This window comes from Acinetobacter sp. ANC 3813 (genome assembly GCF_002135435.1).
Taxonomy (GTDB): domain Bacteria; phylum Pseudomonadota; class Gammaproteobacteria; order Pseudomonadales; family Moraxellaceae; genus Acinetobacter.
In genome coordinates this window covers 154,720-175,171 of record NZ_NEGK01000002.1, presented here as the reverse complement: position 1 = coordinate 175,171, position 20,452 = coordinate 154,720, and the positions used below count along the sequence as shown (strand labels likewise).

Annotated in this window: 14 protein-coding genes; 10 read left to right on the top strand and 4 right to left on the bottom strand. The window is 40.8% G+C overall.

The annotated features are described in order from the left end of the window. Positions 1-52 precede the first annotated feature (52 nt). From tssE to B9T34_RS03575, 7 genes are read left to right on the top strand one after another with little or no spacing between them, the layout of a single operon-like run. Positions 53-529, top strand: coding sequence for a type VI secretion system baseplate subunit TssE (gene tssE, locus B9T34_RS03605; RefSeq protein WP_086211807.1), 477 nt, complete (start codon positions 53-55; stop codon positions 527-529). 11 nt (positions 530-540) lie between these two features. Further along, positions 541-2,349: a type VI secretion system baseplate subunit TssF gene (gene tssF, locus B9T34_RS03600; RefSeq protein ID WP_086211806.1), complete on the top strand. Its 1,809-nt coding sequence runs from the start codon at positions 541-543 to the stop codon at positions 2,347-2,349. Next, positions 2,313-3,308: a type VI secretion system baseplate subunit TssG gene (tssG, locus tag B9T34_RS03595; RefSeq protein WP_086211805.1), complete on the top strand. Its 996-nt coding sequence runs from the start codon at positions 2,313-2,315 to the stop codon at positions 3,306-3,308. The genes tssF and tssG overlap by 37 nt, the downstream gene beginning before the upstream one ends. Beyond that, the gene (locus B9T34_RS03590; RefSeq protein WP_086211804.1) at positions 3,305-4,765 is read left to right on the top strand and encodes a hypothetical protein; all 1,461 of its coding nucleotides are present in this window, start codon (positions 3,305-3,307) and stop codon (positions 4,763-4,765) included. Before tssG ends, B9T34_RS03590 begins: the two co-directional genes overlap by 4 nt. 19 nt (positions 4,766-4,784) lie before the next feature. Then, complete coding sequence (gene tssM, locus B9T34_RS03585; protein WP_086211803.1) at positions 4,785-8,606, top strand: type VI secretion system membrane subunit TssM; 3,822 nt, start codon at positions 4,785-4,787, stop codon at positions 8,604-8,606. A gap of 39 nt (positions 8,607-8,645) precedes the next feature. Then, positions 8,646-9,605 carry a type VI secretion system-associated protein TagF gene (tagF, locus tag B9T34_RS03580; RefSeq protein WP_086211802.1) on the top strand — a complete coding sequence of 320 codons (960 nt, stop codon included), beginning with the start codon at positions 8,646-8,648 and terminating at the stop codon, positions 9,603-9,605. Between the two features lie 2 nt (positions 9,606-9,607). Then, positions 9,608-10,378 carry an OmpA family protein gene (locus tag B9T34_RS03575; RefSeq protein ID WP_416202698.1) on the top strand — a complete coding sequence of 257 codons (771 nt, stop codon included), beginning with the start codon at positions 9,608-9,610 and terminating at the stop codon, positions 10,376-10,378. 96 nt (positions 10,379-10,474) lie between these two features. Here the strand turns inward: B9T34_RS03575 and B9T34_RS03570 are convergent, their stop codons facing one another. From B9T34_RS03570 to B9T34_RS03555, 4 genes are all read right to left on the bottom strand, one after another. After that, positions 10,475-11,905 (bottom strand): amidase, encoded by a 1,431-nt coding sequence (locus B9T34_RS03570; RefSeq protein ID WP_086211800.1) that lies wholly within the window; start codon positions 11,903-11,905, stop codon positions 10,475-10,477. Positions 11,906-12,052: 147 nt separating this feature from the next. Next, positions 12,053-12,460: a DUF2147 domain-containing protein gene (locus B9T34_RS03565; protein WP_139841247.1), complete on the bottom strand. Its 408-nt coding sequence runs from the start codon at positions 12,458-12,460 to the stop codon at positions 12,053-12,055. A 401-nt stretch (positions 12,461-12,861) separates the two neighbouring features. Next, positions 12,862-13,845, bottom strand: a complete 984-nt coding sequence (locus B9T34_RS03560) for an ABC transporter substrate-binding protein (protein ID WP_086211798.1) — start codon at positions 13,843-13,845, stop codon at positions 12,862-12,864. Between the two features lie 3 nt (positions 13,846-13,848). Beyond that, on the bottom strand, positions 13,849-14,436 hold the full coding sequence (locus B9T34_RS03555) for an ANTAR domain-containing response regulator (protein ID WP_086211797.1): 588 nt from the start codon (positions 14,434-14,436) through the stop codon (positions 13,849-13,851). Positions 14,437-14,875: 439 nt separating this feature from the next. Between B9T34_RS03555 and B9T34_RS03550 the strand changes: the two genes are divergently transcribed. From B9T34_RS03550 to nirD, 3 genes are read left to right on the top strand one after another with little or no spacing between them, the layout of a single operon-like run. Then, the gene (locus B9T34_RS03550; protein ID WP_086211796.1) at positions 14,876-16,225 is read left to right on the top strand and encodes an MFS transporter; all 1,350 of its coding nucleotides are present in this window, start codon (positions 14,876-14,878) and stop codon (positions 16,223-16,225) included. A gap of 44 nt (positions 16,226-16,269) precedes the next feature. Then, on the top strand, positions 16,270-18,816 hold the full coding sequence (nirB, locus tag B9T34_RS03545; RefSeq protein WP_086211795.1) for a nitrite reductase large subunit NirB: 2,547 nt from the start codon (positions 16,270-16,272) through the stop codon (positions 18,814-18,816). Between the two features lie 21 nt (positions 18,817-18,837). Beyond that, on the top strand, positions 18,838-20,448 hold the full coding sequence (gene nirD, locus B9T34_RS03540; RefSeq protein WP_086212050.1) for a nitrite reductase small subunit NirD: 1,611 nt from the start codon (positions 18,838-18,840) through the stop codon (positions 20,446-20,448). Positions 20,449-20,452: the final 4 nt, after the last annotated feature.

Genomic DNA, 20,452 nt, shown 5'->3' with positions numbered 1-20,452 from the left:
GTTAATGTGATATTGGCCTCTATGTCTATGGCTGATATGAATAAGAACAAAAATGAACTTAGATCAGATTTACCCTTATGGCTTTAAAACAACGCTTTTTGACCGGATGCTGCCCAATGAACAGCAGCACTATCAAGGCTTATCATTACAGGAATTGCGCGAGTCTGTTGCCTTAGATTTGGAGGATTTGCTCAATAGCCGTGTCGCAAAGGTCAGTGTTGATATAGACGATTTTCCATTGGCTAAGCGGTCAATTTTACAATTTGGAATCATTGATTTTGTCGGTTTGTCGACTGCAAACCCGATGGACCGGGACAAAATATGTCAATCCATTGAACAGTCGATTACAGCGCACGAGCCTAGGCTGAAGCAAATTAAAGTCGAAATGCTGATGGAAGGGCACAATATGGGGGCACTCTGTCTCAGTATTCAGGCCTATCTCAATATACATCCTTTATATGAGCCAGTCGTTTTTGATGCCTTATTAAAACCAACAACACAACAATATGTTATTTCACCTAGAGCTTAAGTGGGTTATCTGTGATTGAAGAGCTGCTACCGTATTATGAAAAGCAATTGCAGGAGTTTTCTCAGCAATCTCGTGAATTTTCGCATAAATATCCTAAAATCGCCCAGCGCTTATCATTAAATCAAGAGCAGATCGATGACCCGCATATTGAACGCTTAATACAATCTTTTTCATTAATTGCTGCGCGGATAGACAAAAAGCTGTCAGACAGCTATGAGCTATTTACGCATTCGCTTTTTGAAGTCATGTTCCCGCAGTATTTAAAGCCTTTTCCAGCTTGTTCAATTGTATCTTTTGATGATAGCAATAAAATCAAGCAGCTGACCAATGTGCATACAATACCTCGAAATACAGCGCTTAAGTCCAAAAGTATCCGAGGCATACAATGTGAATATTCAACTGTTAACAATGTTGATTTACTGCCGATTGTACTCAAACAAGTTAGATTTAAAACACATCCCTCAGCGCATATGCAGAACAATCATAATGCTGCGCTGAGTTTAGATTTCGAGATTTTTAATCAGAAAAATATTCAGCTTGCACAAGCAAAATTGCCCATATATTTAGATGCGATTTCTAACTTTCCGCTTCAGCTGCTGGATCGGATTTTTCAGACTGAAACCAGTTTCAGTATTCGGTCAGACAGCCACGTTTTTGAGATCAAAAATCCTTTTCAGCTCATTGGATTTAATGAAAAAGAAAGCATTTTGCCGAGTGATCAGCACACGCATCAGGCTTACCGCTTATTAATGGAATATTTTAGCTGTCCAGAAAAATTTCATTTCTTAAATTTGGATTTGAACTTCTTACATCTATTCAATACATTTAATAATACCTTTGAACTGCTTATTCACTTTAAGTTGGATTTAAATGATCAGGTGATTTTAAGAAATTATAGTGAGCTTAATACTGCGAATTTTAAACTGTTTTGTACGCCTGTAGTTAATCTGTTTAATAAACAGGCTGAACCGCAAAAAATCAATCACAAAAAAATGGAATACCCATTAATTACGGATGCGCATCATCCTGAGTATTATCAGGCATATTCTATTTTGAATATGAGTATGGTTCGAGAAAAAAGCAGTCAAGATCAAGTATTTCTACCTATTTTACCTTTTTTTGCAATGAGCCATTATCATCACGAGAAAGTTAATTTTTTTTATAGCTTAAGTACCTCTAGGTTTAGGAACAATTGTCAAGAATTGAGCTATAGTTTAGTTTCAAAGCATCTGGAACCGCAAAGCACCAGTTCAGATTTTATTAGTATTGAATTAATGTGCTCAAACTGTGATTTACCGCATGAAAGCTATAATAAAGATCAAAATGTACTGACACTGAATGACAGCAGTCTGGCGCGTAAAGCAATAATGCTCAAACGTCCAAACTTGCCTTATTATTTTAAGCAGAATAAAAAAGAACAGTGGCGCATTATTTCGCATTTGTCACTGAATACCATGTCTTTGATGAAAGAAAATGCAGTTGAGCATTTAAAGGAATTGCTCGAACTATATAACCTGCCGCAATCAAAAGAGAATGAAATCATCATTCAATCGATTCAAAAACTAGACTTTGAGCTTACGAATAAATTGATAGAAAGCAGGCCATATCCATTATTTGTACGCGGTATAAAAATTAAACTCGGTATACAGTCTGAAGTTTTCTGCGGTCAAAGCCTATATATATTTAGTCAGTTATTGGCGCATCTTTTTAATTTGAAAGTTCAAATGAACAGTTATGTTGATTTGGTTGTATACGATATCCAGTCTCAGCAGGAGCTATACCAATGCGTTCAGAACGTTGGTGGCAGAAAGCTTCTGTAATTGAAGATTTGCTGGAGAATCCAGCTTCATTTGAATTTATTCAGGCGGCACGTTTATTCCGGCATGGTACGGTATTCAATAAAGATGGGCACTGGTCTAAAGATTTTCAATTCAACAGTTCGCTAAAACTCAATTTTCCGCAAACAGAAATTGAGTCTTTACATATTGATGGCAGCCAAATTCAAATGACAAACTTGTTGGTTGGGCTGACAGGTATCCAAGGCGCATTGCCATATAGCTATACCAATAAAATTAAACACAGCAGCCGTCAGCAGCGCGAAGAAGCATTGCATTTTTTAAACCTGTTTAACCATAATCTGACGGCACAATATATTGATGCCAGCATTAATTATAATTTGCCTATCCGCTATGAAATGGAGCATGAAAATAATTATTTGAATATTATTCATGCTTTAAATGGCTATATTAATTCGCAGCATGAAGCTTCTGATCTAGAAGATTATTTTGCAGAATTCTCAGGGTTGATGCAGGGGCAAACCAATACTGTTTATGCTTTAAAAACCATATTAAACTGTATTTTTAAAGCTGATTTTCAAGTGAGTGAATTTCTAGCGACTCAATTTAAGCTGGATGATTCACAGAAAACACAATTGGGCGGAGAACTTAATAGCCAATTAGGCATGAATACATTTTGCGGCGAAACTGTTCGTCAGATAGATGACAGGATTGAAATCAGCATTGGGCCGCTCAATCAGCAGGACTATCAGGAATTTTTGCCGCGGCAGCCTTTGAGTGAAAAATTAAAAAAATTGATCAGTATCTGGTGCAGTCCATCACTAATGGTTGATGTCCGTTTAATACTCAAAAAAGAAGATATTCAGCCTATGTACTTAAATACTGGTATGAGTGTCGGATTATCACAAGGTGCATTGTTAAGCCCTAAATTATCCATAGACAATAATGAAACCTGTTATGCATTAATAGGAAAATTACAATGATTAAAATAATAATATCGGCCTTTTTGACCATTTTTGCACTGCTTTGCAGCTGCATTATTTATTTCTGGCGGGATACGTCTTATCAGCCTACAGGCTGGGATCTATTGAATTATTTACTTTTATTGCCTGTGTTGGTCACAGCCATTGTATTTTCACCCTATCTAATTTTGACAATAATAAAGTACTTCAGAAAAAAGAAAGATTTAAAGCAGCAGCAAAGCGCTGAGATCGCACAGCAAAATATACTGTCGGAAAATTTATTCAAAGCGCCTGATGTTTCTATTCGGCAATTTTCATTGAATATATTTTCTGCTGCAGCCGTGCATAGTTTTGGAGAAAATTCAGAAATTCTTGAAGAATATAAGAAGTTTAGAAGTCCTGAATTGGATTCAGATTTATGCAATGCTTACGGCTTACCATTATTGTCATTTCGCATTCGCGCTTTGGATCAATTATTAGCGGATAGCGATGACGAAAATTCCAGTCTGCGATCTATCCGTGAGCAAAGAATATTACAGCTGATTCAGCATCAATTAGAACCACATGCGGAAGCGCTCTTTGCTGCAGCGCAACATTTAAAAGACTCAGCCATGTTTTACGATAGTGAAATGGCTTATCAATACCGTATGCATCCTGCATGGCGAGGTGAGTCCTATGAGGAGCCTGATACACTGCAAGAAGTAAACTCTCGAGTTATTGCCCGTTTAAACCAGCTTTTTGTGTATCTATTATTACCTGAAGATTTGATACATCAGCATAATGATCAAGCACGGGCAGAACTGTTATCTTCATTAGCCGCACAATATTCAATTTTAGAAGCTCAAATTGAAATGGAATATCACTTTATAAGCCAGCACAGCGCCTATACAGAGTGGTTAAAGCTTTTAGAACAGGTTGCACAGCAGAAATATTGTTTTAATTTAATTATTGCTGTTGATTCCGAAATTGATCAGGAATGCCTTGATGAGAAGTTTTGGCAAAGTGAACAGTACATTGCCGCTGAATATGCAGCCAGCTGGTGCGTAGCGCCTATAGACACCTTAATAGAAGATTTAAACCCGAAAAGAACATTAAAAATCAGTGTAAATGAATCCTGTGCAGGCCATTTTATTGAGCAAAATAAGCTAAATGAATATGAACAATTTCAGCAAGATGAGCCATGTGTTTTATTTTTAGATGATATGCAAAATATTAAAAGTTCAAAAAAGCTGCATCAGAAATTTTCAGAAACGTTCATTGAGACACAGCATTTTTTATATACGTATCACAATACGGGTCATACACAGCAGCTGGCCAAGGTTTTTCACTTTATGGTGGGGATGCATTTATCTGAAGAATTAAAAGGTTTGATTTTTAGCGCAGACCGCGAAGATGTTTATGCTGTTTTTGATGATTATCAGGCAGCAGCAGATTTAGACGTACAGCAGAATGGCGAACGCGCTTATTTAGAGCAATAAAAACATTTAAGAGAAGAAAGTGAATACATTATTTTATACCTTGCTGGGTTATGTCTGGCAGTATCTGACAAATCCGAAAGCCATTATGGCTTTATCGTTTTTTGTCGCTATATTGGCGATGCACAATACAGTGCCTGATAAAGTTTTTTGGATCATTGCTGCTGTTTATATTACTGGGCTGATGATTTGGGGTGTTTATGAGCTTGTGCAATATTACCGAAATGGCAAGCAGGGAGAAATTTTAGCGGATGCAATTTCCAAAGATACTGAATCAGAATATGGCAAAGTAAATAATAAAGAAGAGCTGCAGCTGATCAATCAGCAAGTTAAAGACTCTATTCAGCTGATCAGAAGATCTAAATTAGGGGATAGAAAAGGCAATGCCGCGCTGTATGAGTTGCCGTGGTATATGGTCATTGGCAATCCTGCAGCAGGTAAAAGTTCAGCCATTTATAATTCAGGACTGCGCTTTCCATTTGAAGCCAGCCATCAAAAAATGGTGTCGTCAGGTTTAAGCGGTACACGCAATTGTGACTGGTTTTTTTCGACCGAAGGGGTGCTTTTAGATACGGCTGGTCGATATTCAGCCTATGCAGAAGATCATTCGGAATGGCTGGGTTTTTTGAATATTTTAAAAAGAAGCCGCAGCAAAGCGCCAATCAATGGCTTGATAGTTATCGTAAGTATTGCAGAGTTAGTCAGTCAAAGCCCTGAAAAATCAATTAAATTAGCTAAAAACTTACGCGCGCGAATTCAGGATTTAACCGAGCGTCTAGAAATCTTCCCGCCCGTATATTTAGTCTTTTCAAAGATGGATTTAATCGCGGGGTTTACCGAGTTTTTTGATTGCTATGATCATGATGAGTTTGATCAGGTATGGGGGGCGACCTTGCCTTATCGGGCCGATTCTCTGGAAAACTCAGTTGAATTATTTGAAAAGCATTACGGGATTTTGTATGACGGGCTGAAAAGTGTCAGTACAACACATTTAAGCCGCAGGCATTCACAGAATATTTCTCCAAGTGTGATGACCTTTCCTTTGGAATTTAAAAGCCTAAAGCCTGCTTTAAAAACTTTTATTGGGACTTTATTCCAAGAAAATCCTTATCAGTTCAAACCTGTTTTTCGCGGTTTCTATTTTACCAGCGCTTTACAGGAAGGGGCAATTGAAAGCCGAATGACCGAACAAATTGCTGAGGATTTTCATTTAATTAAGAGTAATGATTCAGAGTTTGGCGTGCCGACCAATTCAATTTCTCAAGATCATGGTTATTTTTTAAAAGGGCTATTTTCGAGTGTCATTCTTAAAGACAAAAATTTAGTTAAGCAGCATATCAATCCAACGCGTAAGCGGAAACGGTTTCTTCTATTTATTGCAGCGCTATGCACAGTGGCATTGCTGTTAAGCTTATGGGTATGGTCCTATCGAAATAATCAGCAATTAATTGCTGAAGCCAATGCTGATTTAAGTAAAGTGGTGCAAATGGAGGCGCAATCTGGAGGAGAATTATCGACTCAGCTTGAAGCCTTGCTCATCTTGCAGGGGCGTTTGCAGCAATTGGATCATTTTGATCAAGAGCGTCCGTTCAAATACAGTTTAGGCTTATATCAAGGCAATGAAATTAGGGACAAACTGAAAACCGAATATTTGAAAGGCATTCAGCAGATTGTACTGCTGCCAGCTCAGCAAAATATGGCGCAGTATTTACAGCGGGTAAAAAACAATGAAGTGATGCTGAAAGAGAACAAAGTAAATATTCATTTAAATCATAACATTAAAACTAATCAGCCTTTTTCTGAGCCTGCCGATACCAATCCACAGGATGCATACAATGCATTGAAAGCTTATTTGATGCTGAGCAATCCGCAATATCGTGAGTCAGCACACCTAAGTGATCAAGTGTCGCGCTTTTGGCGTTCATGGCTTGAGCACAACCGTGGACCATTGCCTCGGAACGAAATGATCATTCGAGCCGAGCAGGTGCTGTCCTATGCCATGACTTTAGCGAATGATCCGATGTTTCCGCGTTTAGATTCAGATGCGAATTTGGTCGATCAAACCCGTCAGATTTTGACTTCAATTAGTACAGGAATTCCTGCGCGTGACCGTGTATATAATGAAATAAAAATGCGCGGCTCAGTCAGATTCCATGCATTAACGATCAAGCAAATTGTAGGTGAAAGCAGTCAAAACAGTATTCTGGGCAGCTATGCTTTGCCTGGAATATTCAGCTATCAAGCGTGGAATGAATATGTACAAGATGCGATTGAAAAGGCAGCCAACAGTCCTACAGACAGTAAAGACTGGGTATTGAATATGACTCAGTCAGATGACCTTACATTTAGCGGCAGCCCTGAACAAATTCGCAAGCAGCTGACTGAATTGTATAAGCAGGAATATATTGCAGAATGGCGTAAATTTTTAAATGGTGTTCATTATGCTAAAAATGCAGATTTCAAATTGCAGGCGAAGTATATGGATATTTGGGGAGAACCTGAAAACTCTCCAATTCTTGCTGTTTTGGGTCGTGCAGCCAAAGAAACCAGCTGGGATAATCCCGCTGTACAAGCAGAACTTGCCGCGCCCCAAACTGGTTTTGTTGCTTGGTTTAAACGTAAAGTGCTGAGTCAAAATGAAACGGAATTGGTGGCACAGCAGAATGTACCTACAGCAGTTCAAGGTGTGATTGCTAAAGAATTTCAAATGTTTTATCAAATTGTTCGCAAACGCGATGACCAGCAAAATAAGTCATTGTTGGATGAATATATGCTGTCTATGGGGCAAGTCCGCAGCAAGCTGAATGATTTAAGAAATTCTGGCGACTTTGGTCCATCCAGTATGACGTTGGCAAAGCAAACGATTAATGATCAGAACTCGGTATTTAACAGCACGCAAAAGTATGTTGACGAAAAAATGGCTGTGGGTTTAAAAGAGTCAGATCAAGCTTTGCTACATAAACTCTTGCTGACGCCTTTGACACAGACCTTTGAAGCCTTGCTTACACCGGCGCAGGATGAGATGAATAAGCTGTGGATGATGCAGGCATACCAGCCCTTTACGGAAAATTTAGCCAGCAAATATCCATTTAATGCCAATGCATCTTTGCAAGCGACCAGCAATGAAATTAATCAGATCTTTGGTGAAAATGGCAGTATTGCGCGATTTGTAAAAGAATTTTTAGATCCATTTGTTATTCGCCGCGGCTATACACTGACCACTAAAACATGGCAGGACCTGGGTATTGGCATCAATCAGCAATTTTCAGCCAATTTTCAAAATTATGTGTCGCCAAGCAATGGCATGGCAACAGGGGAAATAAATCAGCCAGTAACTGCACCATCCAATCAGTCCAATTTCCAGTTTTATCCAATGGAAAACCCACAGCTGCTGTCTTATATCATTGATATTGATGGACAGCGCATGGTCTTTGAAAACGGGGTTCAGCAATGGGTAAATTTTGTATGGCCAAACAAAGGCTCTATACCTGGAGCGCGAATCACTGCAATAGATTTGGAAGGTAAAACCCATACAATTTTTGATGAACCAGGCGAGTATGGCATTAACCGATTAATAGAAGGCGCTGAACGCACACAAAAAGGCAATACGTTTGAGCTGGTATGGCGTGCTAAGCAAGATGCCAACATTTTGGTCAAAGTGAATTTCCGGTTAGTCAGCGGCAATAATGCAGGCAATATTGGTTCAAACCCTAGCTACAACGGAATGGCGTTAAGCAATCAAGTTGTGATGAATAAAGTTGTACGGATTGTCGCCGCACAGGCTATGCCTGCTGCGAATTTAACAGCATCATTGCAACCCAATACTGGAGCGGTAACTCCATGAGCGGTTTACAGGGTTTTATTCAGTGCAGGAGATGTATAAATGCATGACGTCAAAACTGCACCGTTATATTATGGAAAATGTCCTGCACGCGGAGACTTTTTAAAGTCCCGCGGGCAATATGCACTGATTCAATTAATTGATCAGTGGGTGACTGAAGCCTTAGAACTGGCAATGTGTTCAGAGACGTTTACAGAAGCCTATGCAAAACTACCATCTTTGGATTTCTTTGTTGCCAGTACGCACGATAAGCGATTTTTGGCTGCAAATTTAATCAGCAGTGAAGACAGTTCAGGGCGGCCGTTTCCAATGGTGCTGTGTCATTTATTGGAACTGGATGATCCTTTAGACAACCTTCAATTTGCACCTTACCGCTATAAACCCACTTTAATTGATTTATATCAGCGAAATAGGATTATGCGTTCAATACGCGATCCAGATATTTTGCTAGATAAATTAACTAAATTACCTGATGAAATTCAGGTTTTTGGCACTCAAGAAACGGCCTCATTTTATGAGCATCATACAGTGCATTCATTTGCTCAAATGTTGAATTTTACACCTGCCCAATTGGCGCAATGTATGATTGGTTTGGGGCTGCTGCTGCAGCCGATTATTCAGCATGGCACATCTCGATTAAATAAAATACTGATTCTGCCCATTGGAAAGATCAGCTACTGCTATGAAATTGCTGCATTTTGGGTCAATTTAATTAGCCGGTTTATCGAGCAGCAAAATGCGGAGCTGCTTATCGGTATTTTACACAGTGAATCTCCGATGTTGCTGTTCGGCTTTCAAGGGGCGGATATTCGTGCGCTCAGCAGTATTTTTACCCAAGATATAAATAATGAACACTGGGTATCTCTTATCGATGCGCAATGGATCGACCCTTATTTAAAGCACAATGCTGGATTGGCAGCATTAGAGCAAGCTTTAAGTGAGCGGCAAATGAGTCTTGCACAAGCGATGAAGCTTTTTAAACAAACATTTATAGATGAATAAAAATGAATCAATACAACAATAAGTGTTGCATGAAGCACGCATTATTTCTTAATTTAATGTTGCTGTGCAGTTTGAGCTATGCGCAGCAGGCAATTGTGATTGAAGGTGCGGTGCCCAATGAGGTTGCAAAGCAGGAAATTTTGAAAAAAGCCTATGCAACTTATGGCCGAGAAAACATTATTGATAAAATACAGGTACGTATGGTGTCTGCGCCAGCTGGCTGGAGCAGTCAAGTCAGTAATGTCATTACAGAAGATTTAAAAAAAATTCAGCAGGGGCAACTGTCTGTGCGTGGCACACAGATTAATTTGACCGGGAAAATCAGTAAACCAAATGAAGTGCAGTTTACTGCTGCTAAAATGCAAAGCCTTGTTCCTGCAAATTATAAAGTGAATACTCAATTGAGTATAAATACTGCGGAACAGCATATTATTGATTCAGCTTTAAAAAACAGGATTATTGAATTTGAATCTGGCAGTGCAGTTTTAGCACCTTCAGGGATGCAAATTCTGAATGAAATGGCCGTAGCTTTACATAAAGTTGGCGGGAAAAAAGTCAAAATTACGGGTCATACAGATAGTTCAGGTGATGGGACTAAAAATCTAGTTTTAAGTCAGGAGCGGGCTGCTGCTGTAAAAAATTATTTAGTCAGTAAAAGTATAGCAGCTGAAAGTATGAACACAGAGGGCTTAGGTTCCAGTAAACCTGTTGCGGATAATGCTACGCCAGATGGACGAAAGAAAAACCGCAGAATTGAATTTGACGTACTATAAGCAATATAAAAACCGCCGGTGCGGTTTTTATTTACTAATGTAAAATTTGTAATTGCAAGATACTTACAAAGTAAGGATAGGGCTGTCATGCAACGCCTAGTTTAAGGCTTCAGCATTAATTTTTTTCCACGGGTGTGCCTCTTCTAATTCAAATGCAAGCTCTAGCAGGGTTCGCTCATCGCCTAAATTTGCAGAGAATTGCATGCCAATAGGCAAACCATATTCTTTTGTGGCTGCAAGCGGCAGTGAAATCGCGGGAGCTCCTGCAATATTTTGAATAGGAGTAAATGTCACATAATTTTGTATGCGAGCGAATAATTCATCAAATGGCAGTTGCGGTGATATGTAACCTAAGCGTGGTGTAGTATGCGCAAGTACAGGGGAAAGAAGCACGTCAAATTGTGTAAATACTTGCTGGTATTGATGCTGAATTTTCTTTAAACGATGCAGAAAAATCGGTGTTTTATAGAAATTGCTTTTATACAGTTTAGATAGGCCAATCGTTAGATTATCGAGTTCATTGGGCTGGAAATTTGCACCAAATAATTGTTTGCCAAAGCTTTGCAGTAAAAATGATAAAAAACCCCAATAATGGCTAAAATCATCTACAAAATTTTTTGCAAAAGGTAATTGATAATATTCAATATGATGTCCGAGCTTTGCCAGCTGCTGTGCGGTCTGTTCAAGCGCAATAGCAGTGTCTTGATCTACAGACCCTGTAATGGATTGCTGAACGACGCCAATACGTAAACGCCTTTTGGCTGCATGTTCAATTAAACCGATTTTGGGAAGTCTGACATTGTAAAAACTTTGCTCCATACCCGCCATGAAATGTGCAGTGTCTCTTACACTGCGTGTCAAAGCTCCTTCAGAAATAATATTGATAGGCAGTTTGCTGGCAGCTTCGCTGTCCAATGTTCGCCCGCGGGTTGGTTTTAAACCGACTAAGCCACAGCACGCAGCTGGTATGCGAATTGATCCGCCACCATCATTAGCATGTGCAATAGGTACTACACCAGCAGCAACGAGTGCGGCAGAACCGCCTGAAGATGCGCCGCAAGAAAATTCCGTATGCCACGGGTTTTTTGTTGCTGTGCCGTTTTTATATTCAGTTGTGGCATTCAGTCCAAATTCAGGCAGTGTACTTTTTCCTAAAAAGATAAAGCCTTGATCAGCCAGCTGTTGGCTGAGCGGCGGATTTTTTTGCACTGGGGCATTATGAATTGCCGCAGAGCCATGATGCGTTGTGAAGCCTGCTAGATCGGTATTGTCCTTCATAAAAAAAGGTATGCCGGAAAAAATGCCTTCAGAGGTGTGTGTGCTGGCTTTAAGCGCTTGTTCAAATTGTTCAGATTGGATTGCATTTAACCGAGGATTAACCGCATTTGCCCGTGTTATCGATGCTTGAACCGCTTCTTTGGCGGATATGTCTTTATTTTGAATGAGCTGTGCTATTTTGACAGCATCAAAATCCTCTAACACATCATTGCTAAAACTATGTATGCGGGTGTTATAGGGCATATCCATAAGCTGTTCATTCCTTTTTATTTTAATGTGAAAGTCATAAGATATATTTTGACAATAAATGTTGTCAAATAAATAAAAAACAGAATTCAATCTTCAATAATAATTTTTGAATAAAAAAGCCTATATGAATATAGGCTTGATTTAGGATTATTTAATTCGTACCCAAGCGATTTTTCGTCCTAATTTTTTTTCATCTGAAGGATGGCGTAAAAACATATGATTGCCGCCTTTATTCAGTTTACCCTGCACATAAAAGCGCTGACGGGTAACAGGGTCTACAATTTGCGCAGATTTCAAAATATAGGGATCATTGGTATCTTGTACCAAATTACGCAAAACATGGTAACCCTTTGCCTTTTTTAAATTATAGGTTTTGGGCGTATTGGGAATTGCAAATGCTTCTACAACATAACCGTCATATTGATTTTTACTTTTCTTCACGATTTTAACGCGGACCATAGTATATCCGCTGCGGTCGTCAATTGCTTTCCATTCTCCAGACAAATCTGTGACTGATTTTGCCAATACCGTCTGGCATATCAGGGAAGATAACAAGATAAAAAATATTCCTTTAAAGTTCATTGGGAAGATCAGCCAAAATAATATAAAAAAGAATGAATTCTATAGTTTTGATTTATAAAAAACCATTATTAATTAAATACTTAAAGTTATTATAATGTTTGAAAAAGTGTGCTTATTATCTTAATATTTGATGCAAAATGCCGATTGGGATCATGACTTAGACGGATATGTGAAGTAAGGATTGTCCGTTTTTTGAACGGTTGTTTTAAGGTATAAGCCTTTTCATGCAAAATAAAATGCTAATTCAGAGCAATATAAAATTGATGAAGATTGCAGGGCGGAGTAATTTGAGGGAGACAGTGTCTGAAATCTTAAGCAGAACAAAGATTCAATAAGTGAATTAACCTTTGTTCTGCTTATAAAATAAGGATTTTTTAGCCGCCAGCGCATTGAGCAATAATGTGTTTCATCTGAGTCTGATCCAGCTCTAATCCATCCCATTTACACATTTGCTGAATGATCCATTCAAAATCGCTGGCTTTAACGGCATTCTGCGTACCAAATGAACGGATAATATTTTGAATTGTATAAAATTGATCTACATGAACCAGCGGGGAGCATTTGAAGCGGATAATGTCACTGCATTCCAGCATTTGCCAAACTTGATCCAAGCAATCCAGTGATTTTAAATCATGTTGAGCCAGCTGAATGGCCGCTTTTATCGCTTTTAAGGTGTTTGGATGCTGTTTTGCCCATTCCTGTGTTGTTGCCAATACTTTATCGGCAACTTCTGGAATAATCTGCTTACTGTCCGCAATAACTCGGCTATAGCCCTGAATCTGCGCTTGAATATTCCAAGGTTCACCCACACAGAAGCCATCAATCAATTGTGCTGAAATAGCATCGACCATATACGGCGGCGGCAAGGTAGATAAGGAATAGTTTGTTGCTATATCTTCATCAGCCAGAGCTAACCATTCCCTTAAGCAATAATGATGAATCGATTGCTTAAAAACATGCGCTAGCTGTATTTTAGTACCGTTTTTTATTGCATAGACTGCTTTTTTTGCCGATTCTGCAGGAGAGTCTTGTGCAGAAATGCTGAGTTCGTAACAGAGCTTCTGGCTGAGACTGATAAAAGCTCGATTCGTACTCAGTACTAAAGACGTTTGAAGCGGTATACCTAAGTGATCATTGCCCGTTGCAGCCGCAGGCAGCATGGCTGATAGGCAGTGTGCTGCATCTAAAATGCCGAAAGCTAAACGGTCACGCAGGCTGGCCCACGACGCTTCTTTAACCAAGGTGACATTTAAACCTTGCGCTTTAAAATAGCCTTGATGCTGCGCCCATAAAATAGCCACGCAGTCCAGCAGAGGAATATAGCCCAATTGAATGTCTGTTTTTTCAAGTGTATGCATGCTTTATTCCTTAAATTGTGACTGCAGCAGAGCTTGCGCATCAATGAGACGTCGGGCCATTTCACCCATGGTCATGCGGTGGCTCATGGCATTTTTACGAAGCAAAGCAAACGCTTGTTCTTCTTCAATTTTGTGCATTTGCATCAGCATGACTTTGGCTTTTTCAATATCTTTGCGGTCTGCCAGTTTGCATTTAGTTTCGTTTAAATCCTTCAGCAATTTTTTATGTTTTTTAAATTGTTCAATTGAGATTTCCAAAATGCTTTCTAATTTTTCAGGATCAATGCCATCTACAATATAGGCAGTGACTCCTGCTTCAATGGCATTCTTAATGGTGTCCTTGTGCGTATTTTTTGTGAATAAGACCGTTGGCAAATCGAATTGGCTGACGCAATTTTCAATAATGTCGCGGTGCGGGTGATCCATATCGAGCAGAATGACATCGGCATGCAGCTGCTGCAGATCTGTACTGTTTAAATGGTCAATCAGCAAGCAGGCAACGACTTCGAAACCATGCTCGATCAGTGAAGTTTTTATAAAAGATGCCCGCTCCAGATCGTCATCTATAAGGGCGATTTTCAATTTTGGCATTGATAAACTCAGGCATGTCCTGAAATGTACTAAGCGCATCAAAGCAATTTAAGTGCCAAGTTACAATGCTTCATTGCCCTTTTTTCTGATCTGCATCATGTATATGTTTTAAATGAGTGCACTTTTTTGATGCGTGATGCTTCGTTGCTATGCGATTTTGCGTATTCATGTCAGAAAATATGCTGCAGAAAAGCTAATAGACAGCGCTTAAGGGGGCTAAAGATCGCAGCACGCTTTTAAACAAGGGTTGAAGTATCTATTGATAACAAAATAATGCCTAATTTTTTAAAGTTGGCATGAACTATGCTTTATTACGAGCAAGTCAAAGAAGACTTTCAAAATTTGTAAGACGGCCAACGACGTCCGTTCTGATCGGCTCTGATATGCATTTACAGCATAGCAGGGTACTTCATGCGCTCAGTTCAGTCAGGAGAAGGTTATGTCTTCAAATTTAAATGCTAATAAAGCGACAAAAATAAATCTATTTAATTTTTCTAGCGCAGCTATGCGGGCCTTCCATATGAGTTGGCTCGCATTTTTTGTGTGTTTCTTTGCTTGGTTTGCCTGTGCGCCTTTAATGCCAGTCATTGCCGGTGAATTTAATCTCACGAAAGATCAAATTGCAAATATCAACATTGCCGCTGTCGCCATCACTATTTTAGTCCGCCTTATTGTTGGCCCTCTATGTGATAAATATGGTCCGCGCAAAACTTATACCGCATTATTAATTATTGGTAGTATTCCAGTCTTTGGTGTTGCATCAGCAAATAGCTATGAATCTTTCTTATTCTTCCGTTTGCTGATTGGCGCAATTGGCGCAAGCTTTGTCATTACTCAATACCATACCAGCATCATGTTTGCGCCAAATGTCGTAGGTACAGCGAATGCTGCTACTGCTGGCTGGGGCAATGCAGGCGGCGGCGCTACACAAGCTTTAATGCCGTTAATGCTAGGTGCTTTAGTCATGTTTGGCGTAGAGCAAGCGATGGGCTGGAGAATTGCACTGATCGTACCCGGTTTGATGATGCTGATAGTAGGCGCTTTATATTGGAAATTTACCCAAGACTGTCCGCAAGGCGATTTTAAAGAACTGCGTGCGCAAGGCATCAGTATAGGCTCGGACAAAAAAGGCGGCATGGCTATTTTAATGCACGCGGCACGCAATTACCGTGTCTGGATTTTATTTGGTGCATATGCGGCATGTTTTGGTATCGAAATTTTTATTCACAATATTATTGCCCTGTACTACGTCGATAATTTCCAATTCGGTTTAAAAGAAGCAGGCATGGCAGCAGGCATTTTCGGTTTGCTGGCATTATTTGCCCGTGCACTCGGCGGCATTGTTTCAGACAAAATTGCCACTAAAAAAGGCTTAGATGGCCGCACCAAAGTTCTATTTGCCATGATCCTGCTTGAAGGCTTATTTCTGATCGTATTCTCGCAAATGAGTACCCCAATTTTAGCCATCCTCGCAATGACTGTATTTGCCTTATTCACACATATGGCCTGCGGTGCAACTTATGCCTTAGTACCATTCATTGACCGTGACGCCTTAGGCGGAGTGGCAGGCATTATTGGTGCAGGCGGCAACGTGGGGGCTGTGGCGGCAGGGTTCTTGCTGAAAGGCATGCTGGATATTCAAACCACATTAATGGTGCTAGGCGGCCTGGTTGTAATTGCTGCCAGCTGTGTATTGATGATCCGTTTCTCAGTCGAACATAAAGAAAAAGAACAGCTTCTATTTGAACAAGCTGTTCAAGCCCGAAATTTGGCCGAAGCGCAAAACTAAAACATCAGAATCAGCCGAAATACGCAAAGCATTGGAGTAAGAATATGAAAATTATCATGATTGGTCATGGCATGGTAGGCCACAAGTTTATCGAGTCGGTACTGGAACACGCTGGCGACGACGTTGAAATCACAATTTTGGCGGAAGAGCCTCGATTGGCCTATGACCGTGTGCATTTGACCGAATATTTCAGCGGTAAATCAGCAAAAGATTTAACCTTGTGCCGCGGCGATTTTGCCGATGCTTATGGCATTGATCTGCGCCTCAGCACCAAAGCCGTTGAAATTGATCAGCTGAATAAAACAGTAACGACCAATCATGGTGATGTACTTGGTTTTGACAAGCTTATTCTTGCGACAGGCTCTTATGCCTTTGTTCCGCCTATTTCAGGCAATGATCGTGAAAATTGCTTTGTTTATAGAACCATTGACGATTTAGATGCCATTCGTGCAGCTAGCCTCAATTCAAAAACAGGCGTGGTGATTGGCGGCGGTTTATTGGGTTTGGAAGCGGCCAAAGCCTTGCGTGATCTTGACTTGGAAACCCATGTTGTAGAATTTGCGCCGCGCTTGATGGCGGTTCAAATTGATGATTTGGGCGGTAAGGTATTGCGTTCAAAAATTGAAAACCTTGGCGTTAAAGTTCATACACAAAAAGCGACCTCTTGCATTGAAGATGGTTCAAATGCAAAACATGTCATGAAGTTTGGTGATGGCTCTGAACTTGAAACAGACATCATTTTATTTTCAGCAGGCATCCGCCCGCGTGATGAATTGGCGCGTCAAAGCGGCTTAGCAATTGGCGAGCGCGGCGGCATCAGCATCAATGATTACTGCCAAACGTCTAACCCAGATATTTACGCGATTGGTGAATGCGCACTGTGGCAAAACAAAATTTATGGTTTAGTTGCGCCGGGCTATGACATGGCGCGCATTGCGGCCAAACATGTCATGGAGCAAAGCTGCACTGAATTTGCGGGTGCGGATATGAGCACCAAGCTGAAATTGATGGGTGTAGATGTTGCATCCGTGGGTGATGCACATGCAATGACGCCCAATTCCCTCAGCTATTTTTATGCAGATGAAGCCGCGCAAGTGTATAAAAAAATTGTGGTGAATGGCGAGAAAACGAAGCTTTTGGGCGCAGTTTTAGTGGGCTGTGCCAAAGAATATAACGACTTGCTGCAAATGATGCTGAATGGATTGGATATTCCAGAAAATCCGGAAAGCTTGATCATGCCAGGCTTTGAGCAATCTGCAAGTCAATCTGGCGGCAGCGGTGTAGATTTGCTGCCTGACAGCGCAACAATCTGCTCATGCAATAACGTCTCTAAAGCCGATATCTGCAGTGCAATTGCATATGGTTCGACCTCTCTAGGCGCACTGAAAAAATGCACCAAAGCAGCGACTGCTTGCGGCGGCTGTGCGCCACTGGTGACTCAAGTATTGAAATCTGAGTTGCAGCGTCAGGGCGTAACGGTCAATAACCACATTTGTGAACATTTTGCTTACTCGCGCCAAGAGCTGTATCACTTAGTACGCGTTAATGAAATTAAAACTTTTGATGATTTGATTCAGCATCATGGCCATGGCTTGGGCTGTGATATTTGTAAACCAACCGCAGCCAATATCTTAGCGTCTTGCTGGAATGACTTTGTCCTGAAACCTAGCCATGCAGGACTGCAGGACAGTAATGACTACTACTTAGGCAACATTCAAAAAGATGGTTCATATTCGGTTGTGCCGCGTATGGCAGGCGGTGAAGTAACCCCCGATGGTCTGATTGCTGTGGGTCAAATTGCAAAAGAATATGGTCTATATACCAAACTGACTGGCGGTCAGCGTGTAGACATGTTTGGCGCGCAAGTGCATCAATTGCCTGAAATTTGGGAAAAATTGATTGCTGCAGGTTTTGAGTCAGGGCATGCCTACGGAAAATCACTGCGGACAGTGAAATCTTGTGTCGGAAGTACATGGTGCCGTTATGGCGTAGATGATTCTGTCGGCTTAGCCATTTTCCTTGAAAACCGCTACAAAGGTTTGCGCTCACCGCACAAACTCAAAATGGCAGTTTCGGGCTGTACCCGCGAATGTGCAGAAGCACAGAGCAAAGACGTCGGTGTGATTGCGACTGAAAAAGGATGGAACTTGTATGTCTGCGGCAATGGCGGGATGAAACCGCGTCATGCAGAGCTATTGGCTTCGGATTTAGATACGCAAACATTGATCAAATATATTGACCGTTTCTTTATGTTCTACATTCAAACTGCGGACCGATTACAGCGTACTTCCGTATGGCGCGACAACATGGAAGGCGGTTTAGATTATCTAAAAGACGTCGTGGTCAATGATTCGCTTGGTGTGGCAGAAGAACTTGAGTGTCGCATGAGCCATGTAGTGGGAACATATCAAGATGAATGGCGCACTGCAGTGGACGATCCGGAAGTGCGCAAACGTTTTGTAACCTTTATCAATGCCAAAGCTGAACAGCAAAAAGATCCGCATATTCAGTTTGCATCTGTACGCGGCCAGATTCGCCCAAAAACAGATGCAGAACGTGATGTTACGCGTATTCCTGTGGTTGAAGCTTAAATTGAGTTAGGGAGAATAATGATGACAATTTTAAAAGAAATGAATGATTTGAATTGGACTGAAGTTTGCGCATTAGAAAGCATTACGCCAAATACGGGTGTTGGCGCACTCATTGAAGATCAGCAAATTGCCATTTTCCGTGTGGGTGCTGAAAAACGCGTCTATGCGCTCAGCAATCAAGATCCTTTCAGCAAAGCTTTTGTGATGTCACGTGGAATTTTAGGCGATTTGCAAGGTGAGCGCGTCGTAGCATCTCCAATTTATAAACAGCATTTTAGTCTGGCGACTGGGCGTTGTTTAGAAGATAAAGATCAAAAGCTGTTGGTATTCCCAAGCAAAATTGAAAATGGCAAAGTCTTTGTGAGTCCGGTCGCGCAAAAAACGTATATCACCAACAATGGCATAGCACAGGAAAAAATGAAACTGGTACTGGTGGGCAATGGTCTAGCAAGCATGCGCTGTCTAGAAGATTTACTGGATATGGCGCCAGAGCGTTATGAAGTAACGGTCATTGGTGAAGAGCCATGGGGAAACTATAACCGGATTATGCTGTCGCCAGTGTTATCAGGTGATAAAACCTTTGAAGACATTATGCTGCATTCGCATGCTTGGTATACAGAAAAAGGCATTCGCTTTATTGCAGGTGATGCTGCAGTGCGAATCGACCGTCCACGTAAACAGGTTTACACAGAAAATGGTTTAGTTGTTGATTATGACCGCTTGATATTGGCGACAGGTTCAAAGCCTTTTGTCCCGCCAATCTCTGGTTCTGATTTAAAAAGCGTGTTGAGTTTCCGTGATATTTACGATGTGAATGCCATGCTGAATCTGGCTAAAACCCAAAAAAATGCGGTGGTGATTGGCGGTGGGCTTTTAGGTTTAGAAGCCGCATATGGTCTAAAACAGCGCGGGATGAATGTGACCGTTCTGCATTTAATGGACCGCATCATGGACCGACAATTGGATGCCAAAGCCAGTCATATGCTGAAAAAATCCATTGAGCAAAAGGGTATACGCATCATTACAGAAGCCAATACAGCAAGCTTAATGGGCGAAGATGGCCATGTGAAGTATGTTCATTTAAAAGATGGCACTGTGCTGGATGCAGATTTAGTGGTCTTCGCTGTGGGGATTCGTCCGAATATGGCATTGGCGCAAAGTGCCGGATTGCGCTGCAACCGAGGTGTGCTGGTGAATGACACCATGCAGACTTATGACCCAAGTATTTATGCCGTAGGCGAATGCATTGAGCACCGTAATCAGACTTTTGGTTTGGTTGAGCCGCTATGGGGGCAAGCTTTCATTTGTGCATCACATTTGGCAGAACATGGCAGTTTGACCTTTAAAGCACCCACAGTGCCTACTCAGTTAAAAGTCAGCGGCTGTGATGTGTTTTCCGCAGGTGACTTTGAACCCAAAGATGATTTTGAAGATATTGTTTTGAATGATGAAAAACGTCAGATCTATAAACGCATCATTATTCAAAAAGATAAGGTCATTGGAGCAGTGCTGTTTGGGGACACAGAAGATGGCGCTTGGTATGCAGAACTGATTGCAGATCAAACTCCGATTTCTTCGATTCGAAATAAACTGCTCTTTGGTAAAGATTTTGCATTAAAAAAAGCAGGGTGACGCG